14 protein-coding genes and 3 pseudogenes are annotated in these 17957 nt (G+C 45.8%); 8 read left to right on the forward strand and 9 right to left on the reverse strand.

What is annotated here, in order from left to right:
• The 8 genes and pseudogenes from UA76_RS01975 to radD all read right to left on the reverse strand — a co-directional run.
• Positions 1 to 954 (reverse strand): annotated as a pseudogene (locus tag UA76_RS01975) (Tricorn protease domain-containing protein); the annotation flags it as partial.
• 101 nt (positions 955 to 1055) lie between these two features.
• Positions 1056 to 2006: a Tricorn protease domain-containing protein gene (locus UA76_RS01980; protein WP_420340883.1), complete on the reverse strand. Its 951-nt coding sequence runs from the start codon at positions 2004 to 2006 to the stop codon at positions 1056 to 1058.
• Between the two features lie 4 nt (positions 2007 to 2010).
• The gene (locus UA76_RS25525) at positions 2011 to 2262 is read right to left on the reverse strand and encodes a hypothetical protein (RefSeq protein ID WP_420340884.1); all 252 of its coding nucleotides are present in this window, start codon (positions 2260 to 2262) and stop codon (positions 2011 to 2013) included.
• A gap of 353 nt (positions 2263 to 2615) precedes the next feature.
• Positions 2616 to 2894, reverse strand: a complete 279-nt coding sequence (rplY, locus tag UA76_RS01985; RefSeq protein WP_047042512.1) for a 50S ribosomal protein L25 — start codon at positions 2892 to 2894, stop codon at positions 2616 to 2618.
• Positions 2895 to 3202: 308 nt separating this feature from the next.
• Entirely contained in the window at positions 3203 to 4537 is a 1335-nt protein-coding gene (locus tag UA76_RS01990) for an ATP-binding protein (RefSeq protein ID WP_047042515.1), read from the reverse strand.
• Entirely contained in the window at positions 4530 to 5186 is a 657-nt protein-coding gene (locus UA76_RS01995; protein ID WP_047042518.1) for a response regulator transcription factor, read from the reverse strand. The genes UA76_RS01990 and UA76_RS01995 overlap by 8 nt, the downstream gene beginning before the upstream one ends.
• 18 nt (positions 5187 to 5204) lie before the next feature.
• Entirely contained in the window at positions 5205 to 5654 is a 450-nt protein-coding gene (locus UA76_RS02000; protein WP_420340885.1) for a PepSY domain-containing protein, read from the reverse strand.
• Positions 5655 to 5787: 133 nt separating this feature from the next.
• Positions 5788 to 7525, reverse strand: a pseudogene (gene radD, locus UA76_RS02005) (DNA repair helicase RadD).
• Positions 7526 to 7669: 144 nt separating this feature from the next.
• Here radD and rsuA point away from each other — a divergent pair.
• The 3 genes from rsuA to UA76_RS02020 all read left to right on the forward strand — a co-directional run bounded on the left by rsuA (position 7670) and on the right by UA76_RS02020 (position 10396).
• A complete protein-coding gene (gene rsuA, locus UA76_RS02010) occupies positions 7670 to 8365 on the forward strand; it encodes a 16S rRNA pseudouridine(516) synthase RsuA (RefSeq protein WP_047042520.1) in 696 nt (231 codons plus the stop codon).
• A 163-nt stretch (positions 8366 to 8528) separates the two neighbouring features.
• Entirely contained in the window at positions 8529 to 9734 is a 1206-nt protein-coding gene (locus UA76_RS02015; protein ID WP_047042521.1) for a Bcr/CflA family multidrug efflux MFS transporter, read from the forward strand.
• A complete protein-coding gene (locus tag UA76_RS02020; RefSeq protein WP_047042522.1) occupies positions 9734 to 10396 on the forward strand; it encodes a DUF2913 family protein in 663 nt (220 codons plus the stop codon). Before UA76_RS02015 ends, UA76_RS02020 begins: the two co-directional genes overlap by 1 nt.
• 66 nt (positions 10397 to 10462) lie before the next feature.
• Here the strand turns inward: UA76_RS02020 and UA76_RS02025 are convergent, their stop codons facing one another.
• Positions 10463 to 11902 (reverse strand): DUF2867 domain-containing protein, encoded by a 1440-nt coding sequence (locus tag UA76_RS02025; protein WP_047042525.1) that lies wholly within the window; start codon positions 11900 to 11902, stop codon positions 10463 to 10465.
• Positions 11903 to 12297: 395 nt separating this feature from the next.
• On the opposite strand from UA76_RS02025, the pseudogene UA76_RS24285 reads away from it, so the two are divergent.
• From UA76_RS24285 to UA76_RS02045, 5 genes and pseudogenes are all read left to right on the forward strand, one after another.
• Positions 12298 to 13022: pseudogene (locus UA76_RS24285) on the forward strand (MATE family efflux transporter).
• On the forward strand, positions 13004 to 13546 hold the full coding sequence (locus UA76_RS24290; protein WP_238322140.1) for an MATE family efflux transporter: 543 nt from the start codon (positions 13004 to 13006) through the stop codon (positions 13544 to 13546). The pseudogene UA76_RS24285 and the gene UA76_RS24290 overlap by 19 nt, the downstream one beginning before the upstream one ends.
• A 123-nt stretch (positions 13547 to 13669) precedes the next feature.
• Positions 13670 to 14341 (forward strand): ABC transporter ATP-binding protein, encoded by a 672-nt coding sequence (locus UA76_RS02035; protein WP_047042526.1) that lies wholly within the window; start codon positions 13670 to 13672, stop codon positions 14339 to 14341.
• The gene (locus UA76_RS02040) at positions 14322 to 16775 is read left to right on the forward strand and encodes an ABC transporter permease (protein WP_047042528.1); all 2454 of its coding nucleotides are present in this window, start codon (positions 14322 to 14324) and stop codon (positions 16773 to 16775) included. The genes UA76_RS02035 and UA76_RS02040 overlap by 20 nt, the downstream gene beginning before the upstream one ends.
• Positions 16776 to 17900, forward strand: a complete 1125-nt coding sequence (locus UA76_RS02045; protein ID WP_047042529.1) for a lipocalin-like domain-containing protein — start codon at positions 16776 to 16778, stop codon at positions 17898 to 17900.
• Positions 17901 to 17957: the final 57 nt, after the last annotated feature.

Consider the following 17957-nt stretch of genomic DNA (forward strand, 5'->3'; position numbering starts at 1 on the left):
AAGGTATAGTTTTTCAAACTTTCCAATCACATCTCCATCTTTTATCTCTGATTGGAAAGACTTGTTTTCCACGTCGATTAAATAGCGGTGCTTGCGAGTTTCAGTCCATACATAACGACCTGTAGGGCTAATCCCTTTTTTTCTAAACTCTTTTTCATCTAAATCACCACCTTTTGCTTCTGTACGCACCGAATATAACCACTCGCCCGTTTTTTCATCGTAAACACCAACCGCATAAGCATGTGCAACTATGCGCTTACCATCGTAAATGACAGAGTGCTCGTTAAATTTGGTGTCCACCTGCTGTTTTTCGCCATTGCCCAGGGTGTACTTCCAATCTTTAAACTGATCCACGTAGTAAAGATAGCTGCTGTCTTCAGCCCATAAAAATTCCTGATAGCCTCTAGAGCGGCCTAGCTCAGTGTACTCACCAGTTTTAAGATCTTTAATGACCTTGAACATACCCTCTTCAGCCGAATAAGCCAGCGCTAAATAACGGTTATTGGGCGAGACACGCATTAGGCGAACCTTGCCAACAAATTCATCGGCAACCAAGCGAAGATCGGTCCCGTCGGTTTTAATGCTCCAGACTTTATCACGTTGGTCGTAGTGATCTTCTGCCTGATGTCGGGCGTTGTCCCAGCGAAACACGATACGCGGTAAATCGTAAGAGTCCTCATTGGTTAAATCTTCACGAAGCCATTCTTTTGCTTTATAGATTGAGTAACTGGGTTTGCCCGTTTCTTCATCGTAAGTCACATAGTTATGCTCAGTGATGTATACGCGGCCATCGTCCCATTGTTGGGCGTTTTTTTCCGCAATCCGCTCTTAGACTGTGAGCGTTTTTTGTTCTTTGATAACCTCAGCCTGCTGGGTGTTTGGTTCACTATCCTGACCATTGCAACCCGCCAGCCAAGACAACGCTAGTAGGGCCACTATTGAATGCTTTTTCATTGTTTTTTGAGGCTGACTTGCGCTTGTAGTGTTTTCGGTTATTTCACTGACAATAAAGTGTGAGGGAAGGGTATGAATGAATTTGTCTGTTTGAGAGGTGCTCATAGTGAGCCTCCCTTGACAAAATCGCCATTGTTTGCAAAGGCGTTGTACAAAGAAGAATATTGAGCGAGATGTCCTGTACCAATCTGCTTCCAAACCTTATATTGATTGAGTTGTTGCTGGTTGTTTAACTCGAAAAGAAATACCCGTGCGGCTCCGCCGCTGCGGGCGTAATTACCGCTTTTGCTAATGAGGTCTAGTTTTTCAAATTTACCAATCACATTCCCATTTTTTATCTCTGATTGGAAAGTTCTGCTTTCCATGTCGATTAGATAGCGACGTTTGCGAGTTTCTGCCCATACGTAGCGACCTGTTGGGCTGATGCTTCTCTTGCGAAATTCGTAGTCTTGAAGATTATCTTCATCGGGGTTAATCCCGACACTGAATAGAAACTCATCTTTTACTTCATCATAGACCGCTACACCAAACTCATTGACAACATAACGTTTACCGTTATAAATCGTGGAGTATTCATTGAATTTAGTTTCAACTTTTTGCTTTTCGCCGCTGCTCAGGGTGTATTTCCAATCTTTAAACTGATCGACATAGTAGAGATAGCTGCTGTCTTCGGCCCATAAAAACTCTGGGTAGCCCCTAGAACGGCCCAGCTCAGTGTACTCGTCGGTTTTAAGATCTTTAATCACCTTGAACATGCCTTCTTCGGCCGAATAAGCCAGCGCCAAATAGCGGTTATTGGGTGATATACGCATCAGGCGAACCTTGCCATCAAATTCATCAGCGACTAAACGAAGGTCTGTCCCGTCGGTTTTAATGCTCCAGACCTTATCGCGTTGCTCATATAAATCATCTGAAGAGTAAGTACCGTTATCCCAATAAAATACAACACGAGGTAAGTCGTAAGAGTTCTCATTGGTTAAATCTTCGCGAGGCCATTCTTCGGCCTTAAAAACAAAGTGGCGAGGTTTCCCCGTTTCTTCATCATAAGTCACATAGTTATGCTCTGTGATGTACACGCGGCCGTCGTCCCATTGCTGGGCGTTTTTTTTCTGCAATCCTTTCTTCGACCGTGAGCGGTTTTTGTTCTTTGATAACCTCAGCCTGTTGCGTGTTTGGCTCACTATCCTGACCATTGCAACCTACCAGCCAAGCCAACGCTAGTAGGGCTACTGTTGAATGCTTTTTCAGTGTTTTCTCTTTGTCACTCTTCACGCCACTATTACCCGACTTTGGTTCTTTGTTTTTCATCTACTGACTTGGTTGTCTCGATGGTAATAATTTGGTTTCTTAATAGCGAACGGAGAAGTGCAAAAAGTCATATGGGATAGGAGTTTAGTCGTAATGAATGTAATAACTGTCATTTTAACTAGAGGCTTACCCAATAGCCATTGGTATTTAAGTGGAATAACCCTGTTATAGAAAGCGGCGGAGTATTAGTGAGATGAAAAGGAGTGGACGTGTTTTAGAGGGCTCAAAAACGGTGAAACCCCAGAGGTGGTAAGTCTCTGGGGTTTCGAATTTTTTAGATGTCTCGGATGGTAAGGCCGATAATCTTATATGCAAAAGGCTGGATTTAATCCAACTAACTCCTTGGTAGGGAATTAGATGCGGATGAAGTCCATGTGCTCAACTTTTGGCTTGTAAGCGTGACGTTGAACGTCTTGTGGCTTAACCTTAACTTCTGCGCCGTCAATCACTAGAGTGATTGCTTCGTAGAACTCAGGCTTGTCCATTTGGTTCATTACATCGTCGTGTACTAGCGCGATAGAAACTGGCGCTGCTTCACCACCGTAAACAACTGCTGGGAACTTACCAGCGTGACGTAGGCGGCGGCTCGCACCTTTACCTAGCTCAGTACGTACTACTGCTTCAAATTTCATAGTTTTACTCTCAAATTAGTAAAAGTTAAATCTCACAAAACTCAATGCGACCTTGAGAATTGCGGTAGGGCTTTAAGTCGTAATTGGTAGTAACGACCAAAGCGAGCGCGGATACTATCACTCAATCCGTTTTTAGGCAATATCAATCGCGTTTAAACTGCCGAAAAATACAAAGATTAATAGGGCATTGCTGAAAATATCAGCATGATAAATCAACAGTGCCTTGTCCCGAACTCGCGCGGTAATTTACCAGTATTTGGTGACAATACAATGTCTAATTTTTTCATTAAAACAGCGGCTGTGTCTTTCTACACTTTTACCAAGTTTAAACAGACGCAAAGACCACCTAATTGGCTCTTACTAAGGTCTATACTGCCACGGTAACTGTGCGCCATTTCAGACACGATATTGAGCCCCAGTCCCGTACCAGGTGTGGTTTCATCGAGTCGCACGCCGCGCTGAATCACATGCTTCAATTTATCTTCTGGAATACCCGCGCCATCGTCTTCAATAAACAGTGTGACCGTGTTGTTCTCAGTCTTGGAGTGGATTCGAATGATTGATTCAGCCCACTTGTAGCCGTTCTCTATTAAGTTTCCGATCATTTCGTCTAGGTCTGTTGGGTCTACGGCTACTTCGACTTCTGAATCGACCTCATTAATCAGCGTGATACCTCGCTGGGCATAGACTTTGTCGAACGCCATGGATATTGCGTCGATACGTTCACTTACGGGCGTAGAAACGGACAGTATGTTCACGCTACCAGCAACGCGAGCACGGCCTAAGTGATAGTCGATGTGTGATTGGATTTGTGCGATGGGCTCTTCGAGTTTCTCTCTCTCTTCAATCGGTAGTGTTTGGATTTCATTTCTCAGCACGGCGAGTGGCGTCTTAAGCGCGTGAGAGAGGTTACCCGCATGGTGCCTTGCGCGTTCTAATAGCTCTTGGTAGTGGAAGAGCAGGGCATTGAGGTCGGCCACTAGCGGAGAAACTTCCTTGGGATATTCGCGCGATAGTTCGTTTTGTTTACCTGCTTTTAGTGCGGTGAGTTCATGCTTCATGATAGTCAAAGGGTAAAGTGACCAACTCACTTGTAGGCCGATGAGCACTAGTACACCTGTGAATAGTAGTCCTAGTATTATCCAAAGCTGCTCGGTTAACTCATCCAATGTTTGGTTTATTGGCTTTTCATCAATACCAATAACGATGTTGATAGGTGATTTGCTGTCAGGTAGAAAAACACTCTGCTCTGTATAGATAAGCGGTTCTTTCTGCGCGCCAAAGAGCAGTTTTCTCAGGGGCTTCTTTTTAACGGTGATGGTTTTATCCCATAAAGAGCGAGAGCGCAGAGTCAGGTTTTCATGGGTTGCTACCCAGTACAGGCCGCTATATGGCTGAGTAAATCGAGGATCTGACAGAGGGCGGGTTAGTTTTACCTCACCATTGGCGTCCATCTCCAAGTTAGCGATGATTTCGTCCATAGCTAAGTTGAGTTGGCTTGTTACATCACTAATCAGGTAGTCTTTAACTAATTTGGGTATCCCGAAACCTGCGGCGAGTATCATGGCGCTCAGCCACAAAGTTGCCGCCAATAATAGGCGGCTTTTAAGACTTAAACGTTTCCTTAATGCTTGATTAGGCATTGAGTTTGTATCCTAACCCGCGAACCGTTTTAATGATTTTGGGTGCGATTTTCTTACGGATTCGGCCAATAAACACTTCGATGGTGTTTGAGTCACGGTCGAAATCTTGTTTGTAGATGTGTTCAACCAACTCGGTGCGGGATATAACCTTGTCTTTGTTATGCATGAAGTACGCAACGACTTTGTACTCAAGCGCTGTTAGCGTGACCGGTGAACCTTGCCATGAAACGATAGACGAACGAGTATCCAATGTGAGGTCGCCTTCTTGCATTACAGGCGCTGCTGTACCAGAAGCGCGTCTAAGCTGAACACGAAGTCGAGTCACGAGCTCAAGCATTTCGAACGGTTTGGTAAGGTAATCGTCTGCACCTGCATTTAGGCCTTCGACACGTTGGCTCAGCGTATCGCGAGCACTTAATATGATAACTGGCGTGTTGATGTTTTCGTCGCGAATGCCTTTTAGCACGGTTAGCCCGTCCAGTTTGGGTAAACCAAGGTCAAGCACTATGGCATCCCACTCTTCTGAAGTGGCGCGATACAAGGCATCAATGCCATCTTGGGAGAGCTCTGGCACCCAGCCTGCTTGTTCTAATGTGTCGCAAATCTGTTCACCAAGGCGAGGGTCGTCTTCAACTATCAGGATTTTCATTCTTTTTGTTCCTTTACCTTACTTCTTGATCACTTCGTGAAGGTTACGCCCTTTGAGCTCAATCATTTCGAGTGTCGTAGCGTCATACTCAACGTTGATTACGTTGCTGTCATGCATCAACTTTAGTTCGTAAATCCACTCATCGTCGTCTTCTTCGAGTTCAACTTTAATGACTCTGCCATGAAGTTGGGTTTCTACGGTTTTATAGAGTTCCGAGAAAGATTGGATTTTTCCTTGCTGTACGGCTTCGAAAACCTCATTTTGGTCTTCATCAATTTCGACTCTCGCCCCTGACACTTGAGCTTCAGTGAGCATTTGGTCGTAATGGTCAGACGCCTCATCGGCCCAACAAAGTGGGGCAAAAGCGAAAATAGGAACAAGCAAAACCGAGAGCCATTTTGCTGATTTAGGTAGCGATACTTTAGTCAGCTTTTTACCAAGCGCTTTACTAGACTTTTTGCGAGACATAGCCATAACCTAGAGTGATGAGTAACAACAGTATAGCCAGTCTAAGCGCTCTACTGTGAATGGAAAATGAATAGCGATGAATTGTGCTCTAGCTATCCTTTCTAAGGGCTAAATAGTGCTTTAAATGAGCAGGTTAGCTCTTTAATTCATCATCGAAGATCTTATCGCGCAGTTTCCAAAAGCGCCCTGCCTTACGGGCAATGATGAATTGCGGTAATCTGAAACGGTGCTGATTGGCCACCACTTTGGTTGGACTACTTGCCTCGAATGGACGATGTTTATCGGCCAAATGAGGGCGAACAAATTGATCCGAAAAGCGCTGCTTTTGTGCTTTAGTCGCGAGTGACCAAAAATCATGAACTTGAACGTCGTTCTCGCCATGATAGGTGACTTTGAGTTGGTTTTGCCCCGTTTTGGTTTTGTGGGTTTGAAGGGTTAGGTCGGTACATTCAAACACCAAGGCATCTTTTAGATTCAACGCCTCTTTAAGCTTTTTGTCTGGGTCTACGAGCGTTGCATCGCACTCATGGCAAATTCGCGCAGCGATGTCGTTGTCAGCACCACACTCATTGCAGTATTTGGCGCGGAATCGATAGCCGCAATGTTCACGTTCTCCAGTATCTTCATCGGTGAAGTACCCTTGCAGCGCCTGCCAAAGTGTTCGAGCAAGAAACCATTGCTGTCGAGTTTGCCCCAAAAGTTGTTATTAAAACCGCAGGCCGGGCAGGGAATGGTGATGATTTCGCTGTCTGAGTCTGGTTTTGGATCACCGACTTCGGGTTGGTAGAGATCGTAACTGTTACCGGCATAATCAAGCACAAGGCACTCTTCTTTATTGGGAGAAAGCCTTAAGCCACGGCCAACAATTTGCTGATACAAACTGACAGATTCGGTCGGACGCAGTATGGCAATTAAATCCACGTGAGGTGCATCGAAGCCAGTGGTGAGAACGGATACGTTAACTAGGAACTTGATCTTCTGATCTTTGAAGCGCGAGATGATGTCGTCACGCTCAGGTGTGGGTGTGTCACCAATAACAATCGCGGCTTCGCCTTCTGGCAGCAGTGAAAAGATCTCTTGAGCATGCCTAACCGTCGCGGCGAAAATCATGATACCAAGTCGGCTTTCCGCGTACTGAACCACCTGAGCAATGATTTGTGGTGTGGCGCGTTTTGATTGTTCTATCACCATATCCAGTTCGGCTTCTTTATAGCGTCCGGTATTGGCAGGTTTAAGTTGGGAGAAATCGTAACTGAGCACTGGGGCGTCAACCATTCGCGCAGGAGTCAGGAAGTTTTCATCTAATAAGTAGCGAATCGGTAGCTCGAAGATGCAATCACGGAAAAAACGCGGCTCTTCGCTACGCACTAACCTCGGGTGTGGTATTGATAGATCCAACCCATGCCCAAGCGATACGGCGTGGCTGTTAATCCGAGTATCTTAATGTTTGGGTTGAGCTCTTTGAGGTGATTAATGACTTTCTGATAGCTGCTGTTTTTATCGTCTGGTACGCGGTGACACTCATCAATAACCAGCAGAGAAAACTGCTCTTTGAAATCGTCAAGGTTACGCACGACAGATTGTACCGAGGCAAACACAACTTGTTCGTCGGTCTCTTTTCGCCCAAGGCCAGCCGAGTAAATCGAACCTTTCAGTCCATAACCTTCGTATTTGGCGTGGTTTTGTTCTACTAATTCTTTTACATGCGCCAGTACTAATACTCGCCCTTTGGCTAGCCTTGCGAGTTCGGCGATAACCAAACTTTTCCCCGCTCCAGTCGGCAGTACAATGACCGCAGGTGTTGAATGCTTTCGAAAGTAGTGGATTACGGCTTTTACGGAATCAGCTTGATAGGGGCGAAGGGTGTACATGAATGAGCTGAGAATTCTTTAACAAAACAAAGAGCGATAGTATACAGGCCCTACAATTACGTTGAACAAAAAATTTTCGCTTTGATACTCGCACCTTTCTAATGACAAGGTATACTGCGCGCGAATCAAATTTATGAGGTAAGCATGCGTTTAGATAAGTTCCTTTGTGACACGCTTGGTGTAACACGTAAAGAAGCCAATCAAATTCTACGTACGAAGACAGTGACAGTAGATGGCGAGATGGAAAAGAAAGCGGCGACACAAGTCTCTGAAGACTCGGTTGTTGAGTGGGAAGGTCGTCAGCTCACTTTATCTGGCCCACGTTACATCATGCTATACAAGCCAGAGGGCTTTGTGTGCTCGCATGAAGATGGATCTCACCCAAGCGTGCTGACTCTTTTAGATGAAATCAAACTGGAAGATCTGCACTTTGCGGGTCGATTGGATGTGGATACTACTGGACTTGTGTTGATCACCGATGATGGTCAGTGGTCTCATCGTATTACTTCTCCTAAACACAAATGCCCGAAAACTTACCGTGTGTGGCTTGCCGACCCTGTCCAGCCAGATTATGCAGAGAAGTTTGAACAGGGCATTCAACTTAAAAGTGAAGATGGCCTAACGCTTCCTGCTCAATTGGATGTGCGTGCAGAGAAAGAAGTACTGCTGACTATTCATGAGGGCAAATACCATCAGGTGAAACGCATGTTTGCCGCTCTGGGCAATAAAGTGGAGGCGCTGCACCGCGAGTTTATCGGTGAAATCGAGATGGATGAGTCGTTAGAACTGGGTGAATACCGATACCTCACTCAAGAAGAGATAGAGTCAATCTGGAAATAATAAACTCAAATTGGAATTAGTTTGGTTCCTAATAAGAACTAGTAAAAATTACCAAATTAGATGAATATATAAATAAGTGAATCAGGCTCTCATTTTGAGGGCCTGATTGGTTTTTTATTATCTTCTTCCCGTTTCCGCATTTTTCTGGCTGAGTATTGATTCTATGACGACACAAACTGCTGGTACCATGAGTACCCCATCGCTTGGCTTTTTGCTTTTTCTCGTGCTCGGTGCTATTGGTGCACTAACGCCACTTGCAATCGATATGTATTTACCTGCAATGCCTGCGATTGCGCGTGACTTAGGCGTGTCTGCAGGTGATGTTCAATTTACTATGACGGCCTACACAGCGGGCTTTGCACTTGGTCAGCTTCTGCATGGACCTTTAGCCGACAGCTATGGTCGCCGACCAATTTTAATGGCAGGTGTTTTCTTCTTCGGTATCGCGGCGGTAATGAGCGCGACGACAACGGGTATTGATGCGCTCACTTATATTCGCGCTGCGCAAGGTTTTGCGGGTGCGGCGGCGGCAGTCATCATTCAAGCTGTGGTTCGTGATATGTTCGATCGTGAAGATTTCGCGCGCACGATGTCTTTTATCACTCTTGTGATGATTGTTGCACCACTTCTTGCGCCGATGATCGGGGGCTATCTGTCGCTGTGGTTCGGTTGGCGCTCAATTTTCTGGGTACTGGCAGCCTTTGCGGCATTAGTTATCACCTTAGTTTACTTCAAAATCCCAGAAACCTTGGCGCCGGAGAATCGCCAACCATTACGATTAAGAACCACACTACGCAACTATGCACGACTGTTAAGTAACCCAACAGCGTTAGGCTTGATGCTATCGGGAGCGTTCTCCTTCTCTGGCATGTTTGTTTTCCTAACCGCGGGCTCGTTTGTCTATATTGATATTTATGGCGTGCCTCCAGAAAAGTTTGGTTATCTGTTTGGTCTTAACATCATCGCGATGATCGTTATGACGAGTATTAATGGCCGCCTAGTTAAACGTATGGGCTCACATAGCATGTTGCGTTTTGGCTTGGCTGTTCAACTCTTCGCCGGTCTGGGCTTGTTTGTCACTTGGCTACTTGATTTTGGCCTATGGGGCACCGTAACATTCGTGGTCTTATTTATAGGTACGCTATCAACTATCGGCAGTAACACAATGGCGCTGCTATTGAGTAGTTACTCTTCGATGGCAGGTACTGCTTCATCACTAGCAGGGACACTGCGTTTTGGCATGGGTTCTGTGATGGGTGTTGTAGTGGCATTTATGCCTCATAGTGAAGTGTGGCCTATGGTTACTGTGATGACCGCTTGTGCGATTTTGTCGGCAGGCTTTTACTGGATATTAGGAAGAAAGGCATAATGTCGACCTACGCTAAAGAGATTCAAGAGTTGGTTAATGCCGCATTGGCAGAGCTGAAAGCTGAGCATCAATCGGGGAAGCTGACGGATGCGCCGATTGCGAACAACCATTTCTTGGTTCGCTGGGTAACAAAATCGATTAAGACGCAACGTTTTGGTCGCTTAGTGAGTGGCGACCTGATCCGCTGGCAGAAAGTGGGCCGCTCAAAAGGTAACGCGGCTGATTTGCCTACTGTATTTAAGCGAATCTCTGCCTACTACGCGCAGTTTTTTGATGATGAAGGCAAGGGTAGAACGCTTAAAGATAGCGACATCGAGACGTTTCTCGACACCATGATTGCCTTGGATTGGGATGTATCTACCTCTGAGCCGTTATTGAATGGTGGCAAAGTCCAGATTTTTACCGATGGTCATAGTTCTTTAGCTTTGTGTGCTGACCAATGTGATGACTGTTTTGATGGTGAGTTACTGATTAAGCCAATGCACTGGTTTGTACGTGGTGACCATGCGCTGTTTGTTGAGAAGGCGGCAGAAGCTGGCTTCATGGTACACAAAGTGACGGATTATAAGTCGGTAGTAAAGTACCACGGTGAGTACATTATCTATCCTGAAAACAAGGGCAGTCAGCTGGCGGAAATTCCGCTGAGTTTCAAGGTGGACTAATAGCTTGAACAATGAAGCGTAAGCTAGATATGAAAACGGCAGCCGAAAGGCTGCCGTTTTTACGTTTTAAGAGTTAGGTGGTTGGGCTGCCTTCAGCACGATAGCTTTGACCATTCCTCTGAAAATAAACAGATGTGCTGGCATCATCGCGAACCAATAAAGCAGTCCAAGAAAGCCCTTCGGGTGCCACCAAGCAGTGATGGTGAGTTCTCGTTTGTCCCCATGATCAATGATGGCGCATTCCAAGCGACCTAAGCCAGGGCCTTTCATTCCAAACAAAAGCGACAAAAACTTGTTTGGTTCGCAGCGAATGACTTTCCAAGAATCGATTAAATCACCAACATGGAGCTCTGGGCCTTCAGGGGAGCGGCGAACTGGACGTCCTCCACCAAAGAAAAGATCCAACCATTCTCGAGTGCGCCACAAGATATTGGCGAAGAAATAGCCTTCCTTGGGGCTACCGAGTTGCTTGACGACCTGCCACAGTTGCTCTGAAGTAAGAATGGTTTCAATGGAGGCGCCAGCTTGTTTAGGATAATAACCAAAACCCGGTTGCCATCGATTGAGAGCGGCTTCATCAAATCCCCAGACATTACTTCGAACGAATTCTCCTTCAACGTTGATGGTGTTATTGACCATCTCGGTGTAGCCAACAAGCTCTTGCGGAAAACGTTCGCGGATTTTCTCTGAGTTGGCAACATAATCATGCTTAAGGCCAGCAAGTAACGCGGCACCAATAGAAGAAGGCACTGAAGTGACGATGCCCAACCAGCGAGAAGCTAACCCCGGAGTAAGCAACGACGTTGACCATAAACGAAACGGCTTATTTGCGGCCTTACAAATCACTTCGAACTGGTCTTTATACGTGAGTGTGTCTGGCCCACCGACTTCGTAGATTTCGTGACCCTGTGGCTCATCTTGAAGTAGCTCTAATAGATAATGATTCAAGTTTTCTAAGGCGATCGGGTTGGCTTTCGATGTTACATAACTTGGAGTAATTAGGACTGGAAGGTTATAGACAAAATCACGCATGATCTCGAAAGCGGCGGACCCCGGGCCAATAATGACGCCTGCTCTCAGCTCAGTGGTAGGAATACCTGAGTTACGAATAATTTCTCCGGTGGCTTGTCTTGCTTTTAAGTGCTGTGAGTCGCCGGATTGTGGTTGAATTGCACTCAAGTAGATGATGTGCTTCACGTCAGAGTCTTTAACTGCATTTGCGAAGTTATGTGCCAAGCTGAGTTCGTAATCAACGAAGTCATGACCTTGCGCCATGCCATGGACAAGGAAGAAGATAACATCAAACTTCGGTATGAGCTCTTGAGTGGCCTGCGCATCAGCAAGATCGAGATAGAGTGTGGTTAGGTTTTCATGAGGAGCCGTTCGCGCCTTTAAATACTCAATATGACGCGCGGCAGCCGTCACTTGATGGCCAAGTTCGAGTAACTGAGGAAGAAGCTGACTGCCAACATAGCCAGAGCTTCCAAGTACCAGAATTTTTTTCATCCAGCATCCTTACTTTTTATGGTGATTACATAATCAACGATTTATAATATCGGAACTTGAATCCCAAGTAACCTCTTGATCTTTGATTCTGCGTAAATGCTTTCTGTTGCATACGTAGCTCGTAGCTAAATCCATTCTTAATCTCGTGAACAAGCGTTCTCGCGTTAAGCACATTTTCAGAATATTGAAGCTGTGGATTGGTCTATCATACGAAGTAGAGCCGTGACCGGATTTCTCATTCTATTAAGCTGTTAGAGTTAGGTACTAAAGTGACCCTGTTATCTCAAGTAATACTCCATACTCGTGGAGATTTTCTGCGTAAATTGATTGTGATTGCTTTACCAATCGCATTGCAGAACATTATGTTTTCTAGCCGTGGGCTGGTGGATGTTCTTATGCTTGGTCAGTTAGGTGAAGCCGAAATCGCAGCGGTGGGTGTTGCTGCGCGTGCTACATTTGTGACGACCATTATGCTGGTGGGTGTGACAACGGGTGGCGCGCTATTGACAGCCAGTATTGGGGAGCGGCTGATCGTAAGGGCGTACGGGAAAGTACTGCGTTAACCTGGTTTGTCTCTATGGCGTTTGCAGCACTAACCGTCGTGCTTTTCATTTTTTTCCCTGAACAAATCATGGCGCTCACAACTGATGATGCTCAAGTAAATAAACTGGGTAGTGATTATTTGGTGATTACTTCCGTGAGTATGTTTACCGTTGCTTGTGTTGCCAGCATGCTTGTCGGGCTTCGCGCAATGCACAAACCCGGCATCAGTACTTTATTTAGCGGTGTCGGTATTGTTGCCAATATCTTCCTTAATTGGGTGCTCATTTTTGGTAAGTTCGGTTTTCCAGAAATGGGGATTAAAGGGGCGGCAATCGCAACGGTCATTAGTGGCTTTATCGAAGTGCTTTTCCTTTATGGGTATCTATATGGGAAAAAACATCTGCTCGCGTTTGGTGTTGAAGATATTCGCTCAATTATTGACTGGGATAAGATTTCACGTTTCCTCAAACTCTCTCTACCTACCACGTTTAACTTCTTAGCGTGGGCAGGGGGCTATTTGTTTATCATGCAATTATGGGCCAAACGGGAGTTCAAGGTTTGGCTGCGTTATCAGTGATGACGCCCATTGAATCGATCACATTGGCATTGATGATCGGCTTATCCAGTGCCGCTGGTGTGTTGACAGGCAACCAACTTGGCGCAAAGAAATACGACGAAATTTACTATCAAGCCATAGGGATGATCCTGCTCAACGTTATTGTGAGCGTTGTAGTGGCAATTGGTCTGTATCTTTCGTACGAATTGGTATTGGGGTTATTCACTGCGTTAACACCAGAAACCCGTGAGCTGTCAGAGAAATTTATTGTGATAGTTAGTATCGGAATGGTTTTGAAATCAGTGCCGATGATGGCGATCATGGGAGTTTTACGTGCTGGAGGTGATGTTAAGTTCTGTCTATATCAAGACCTTATCGCGCAATGGCTTATAAGCATTCCACTTGCGGCATTCGCAGCCATCGGACTTGGATTTGAACCTGAGTGGATTTTCTTGCTGTTCTTAGTCGAAGAACTAGTGAAGTGGTTTGGGTCTCTTCATCGAGTAAAAAGCAAGAAGTGGATGCGGAATTTGATTGAAAATTAGACGTAATACGGCCAATTTATGCAAATCAATACATATCTTGTGATCTGTGTGTCAAAACGCTTCCTCCTAACGGGGAATTAGTGTAGATTCACAGTCCAATTTATGACAAAGGTGAGAGTGTGAATGTTACTGCTTAAAGAGCTTTGTAAAGGCTACGTTGATGGAGGTGAATTTCACCCCGTTCTACAAGGTGCTGAATTGTCTCTAAAGCAAGGTGAACAAATTGCTCTCATGGGGGAAAGTGGTTCAGGTAAGAGTACATTGCTTAACCTGATCGCGGGGCTTGATACCGTAGACTCCGGCGAAGTCACTTTCCCAAGCTTTTCTATGCATGACGTACCTGAAAGCGTACGTACCGCGTACCGACGCAACAATATTGGCCTTATTTTTCAGCAGTTTAACCTTCTTCCAACTCTAAACGTTGCCGATAATATTCGTTTTTGTCGTCAATTGAAGGGGTTACCAGATGATCAGGGTTTGTGGCGTCAAATCCTATCTGCACTTGATTTAATGCCTTTGTTGGGCCGCTACCCAGAAGAGGTCTCGGGTGGTCAACAGCAACGTGCGGCCATCGCCCGTGCGCTCTATATGGAACCGAAACTTCTCTTGGCCGATGAGCCAACCGGTAGTTTGGATGAGCGCAATGCAGAGGCAGTGATGCGTTTGCTTACCACACTAACTCGCCAACTTGAGTGTACATTATTGTTGGTGACTCACAGTGAGAAAGTGGCTGATCACATGGAAGGTAAGGTAAGACTTCAAGGAGGGCAACTGCATGTTATGGCCCGTAGTTAAAGCGCTACTTGGTCATTACCGCCGTTATCCTTTTCAAATTCTTCTCGTATGGCTTGGCCTTACGTTGGGTGTCTCTCTATTAGTTGGCGTTTCTTCTATTAATCATCATGCACGTGAAAGTTACGCGCATGGTGAGAAGCTTTTTTCCAATCCTCTTCCTTATCGTATTCGTTCAAAGCACGAATCTAACCGAATCCCACAAGGGTTCTATATTCAGCTAAGACGCGATGGCTTTCATCAGTGTGCACCATTTGAGAGTATGCGAGTCTCCGCCGCTTCCGGCCAAGACTTTGTGATCGTCGGAATTGACCCAGTGGCCATGCTGAATATGACATCGGGCGTGCTTCTTAACGACATTCCTGCGCTACAGCTCATGCGGCCACCATTCCCGATTTTGGTCAGCGATGAACTTGCGACTCATATGAGTTGGGGTGATGGAGATTTCATTACACTTCGTGACGGCAGTCAGCTCGGGCCTATTCTCATTGATACCCAAGACAGAATTAATGGTTCGCGAATTCTTGCAGACATGTCGCTGTTAAGAATGCTGAATAAATCGTCGGGCATCTCAGTGGTCGCGTGTTCTGAAATGCCGCAAGAGAAATTGGCAAAGCTCAAAGACTCATTGCCGAATGGTATGAAGCTCGTTCGTAGTTCACGTCTCGAATTAGAGTCTCTCACAAAAGCCTTCCACATGAACTTGAACGCAATGGGGTTACTTGCGTTCTTAGTGGGCTTATTTATCTTCTATCAAGCCATGTCTCTTTCCATGACCCAACGTCAGCCATTGGTTGGGGCTTTAAGACAAACGGGCGTCTCATCTTGGCAGCTCACTAAGGCGATGATGCTGGAGCTGTCGGTACTGATATTAGCAAGTTGGCTATGTGGCAATGTGCTGGGACTTGTTCTCGCCAATCAGTTGATACCTTCAGTGTCATCAAGTTTGGGTGACTTATACGATGCGAACGTTGGACTTTCGATTGATTGGCATTGGGAAGCCAGTCTCTACAGCTTATATATGACGGTATTGGGTGCATTGCTCGCCTGTTCATGGCCTTTGGTTCGATTGCTTCGTTCACAACCCATTCGCTTGACGACTCGTTTGTCTATTGCCCGATTCACCGGCATTGAGTTCTCATTGCAAGCAGGCCTTGCGTGTGCTTTCTGTGTGGCAGCGATTGCCATCTATCAGGCTCCACAGACCCAATCGTCTGGTTTTGCCATTATAGCGTTAATGCTACTAAGTGCGGCCTTGTTCACGCCTTACTTCATCTGGAAGTTGTTCACAAGTTTCTCTTATTCAATGCGCTGGGTGAAAGTACGATGGTTCTTTGCCGATGCCGCCACAAGCATGAGCTATCGTGGCGTTGCTATGATGGCGTTTATGGTGTCGATGGCCGCTAATATAGGCATAGAAACCATGGTCGGAAGTTTCAGAGATACCACAGATCGCTGGTTAACACAGCGCCTTGCTGCTGACCTGTATATCTATCCGAATACGAGTGCGGCGACCAAAATGAGTGATTGGTTGATCAAGCAACCAGAAGTGGACGAAGTATGGTGGCGTTGGGAGCGCGAAGTGATGACGCCGAAAGGCTCACTACAAGTGGTCAGCACTGGCGCATCCGAAGGAGAGCTAGACTCTCTGACGATCAAGCTTGGTATTCCGCAATATTGGTATCACTTACATAACTCAAAAGGGGTGATGGTCAGTGAGTCAATGGCGTTAAAGCTGGGAATACGACCTGGCGACTTTATTAATTTATATGGCGACCTCGGACTTGGATGGCAGGTGGTGGGCGTGTATTTCGATTATGGCAATCCATATAATCAAGTGCTGTTATCACATCAAAATTGGCGTCATGCGTTTTCTGGTACCGGTAATGTTGGACTTGGCGTGTTGCTTCAAGAAGGAATCAATGCTGAAGGCTTGAAGCGTAGGCTCGAATCTACGTATCGATTGGGTTCAGAGAGAATCTACGACAATAGCTCTATCCATCAGCAAGCAATGCGAGTGTTTGACCGAACCTTCTCGATCGCCGATAAGCTCGGAAATATCACCTTGATTATTGCGGTATTTGGTATCTTCTTCGCCACTGTCGCTGGTGAAGTATCAAGGCAGAAGCATGTCTCATTGCTTCGTTGCTTGGGCATGTCAGGTCGTGAATTGATTGTTATGGGTGGCTTGCAGCTGTTTGTCTTCGGCGCTATCGCGATTGTTATTGCGATGCCGTTAGGACTGACATTAGCGAGTTTAGTCGTCGATATTGTGATTAAACAGTCTTTTGGTTGGACGTTGGAACTTAAGTTCAATCCTGCTGATTATATGTTCAGTATTGCGATTACAATGATTGCTTTGATGATTGCCGGCGCGATTCCAGTCTTTAGAATGATACGAAAAACACCGATGAAGATCTTAAGAGACGCACTATAGATGAACAAGAAGTTCGAAGTATTCAACAAGCTCAGGCGATGGGCGTCAGTTTTGCTGCTCTTTTTCTGTGCGTGGGTGGTTTACGAGTCTAACTTTTTTGGTGCAACAGAGAGTGAAGGTCACGATGTTACCTACATGCTAGGTTCCGTCCCTAAGAAAGTATTTGAGCCCGTACTACCCGATCAACCTGTGGTGATTCCTAAAGACTTTCAGTTTCATGCGTCTTTTCAGCACGAGTGGTGGCATTATTTCGCCAACGTTGTAGGGGAAGATGGCCAAAACTATGGTATTCAGTGGAGTTACTTCCGCATCGCAAACGATGACAAGGATACGGCAGGTTGGCAGAGTCCTCAAATCTACGTATCTCACGTTGTCGTTTCTAGCAAAGATAATGTCTGGCGAGAGCAGCGAATTGCTCGTGGTGGTATTGGCCAAGCAGGTATGACCGATAAACCCTTTAGGATTTGGATCGATAACTGGACTTGGCGTTCATTGGGCGTGACGCCTTTCCCCGGCAGCTTAGAGGCGAAAACAGATACGTTCAATGTTTCTTTAAATACGGTTGCTAAGGGCCCCTTTGCGCTTCCAGGGGATAAAGGATACCAAATTAAGCATGATTTGTTGCCTGTGGCTTCATTCAACATTACAGCGCCATTTCTTGATGTGTCAGGTGTGCTAACGCTTGAAAATGGTAGACCGATTAAAGTATTGGGTAAGGCATGGATGAGTAAGGAGTGGGGCAGTGGCTTGATGGCAGAGGGCCAGATTGGTTGGGATTGGTTCGTGTTCCCTCTTGATGGCAATACAACGGTCTCGCTTAATCAGTATCGCCACAAAAATCAGATGCCTTATGTTTTTGGCATGCTCGCCACTGACGACGGTAAAGTGATACGCCTAGATGGCGATGATATGACGATAACTCCTAGAAAGCTAACAATCATGAAGAACGGTAAACGGATTCCGTTGAGTTGGCATATTTCAATCCCAGAATATGGCGTAGATGTAGTCACCAATGTGGATAACCCTAATGTGTGGCTTCCATTTATCGTCCCTTATTGGGAAGGCCCAATAAGTGTGAGCGGATCGCATTATTCAAGTGGATTTATGCAGTTAACAGGTTATTGATGGAACCTGTTTCCTTTACGCTGATTTCATAGCGCTTTCTAATCTAATTCTAACGAC

It is taken from the genome of Vibrio mexicanus (assembly GCF_001012815.1).
Lineage (GTDB): Bacteria > Pseudomonadota > Gammaproteobacteria > Enterobacterales > Vibrionaceae > Vibrio > Vibrio mexicanus.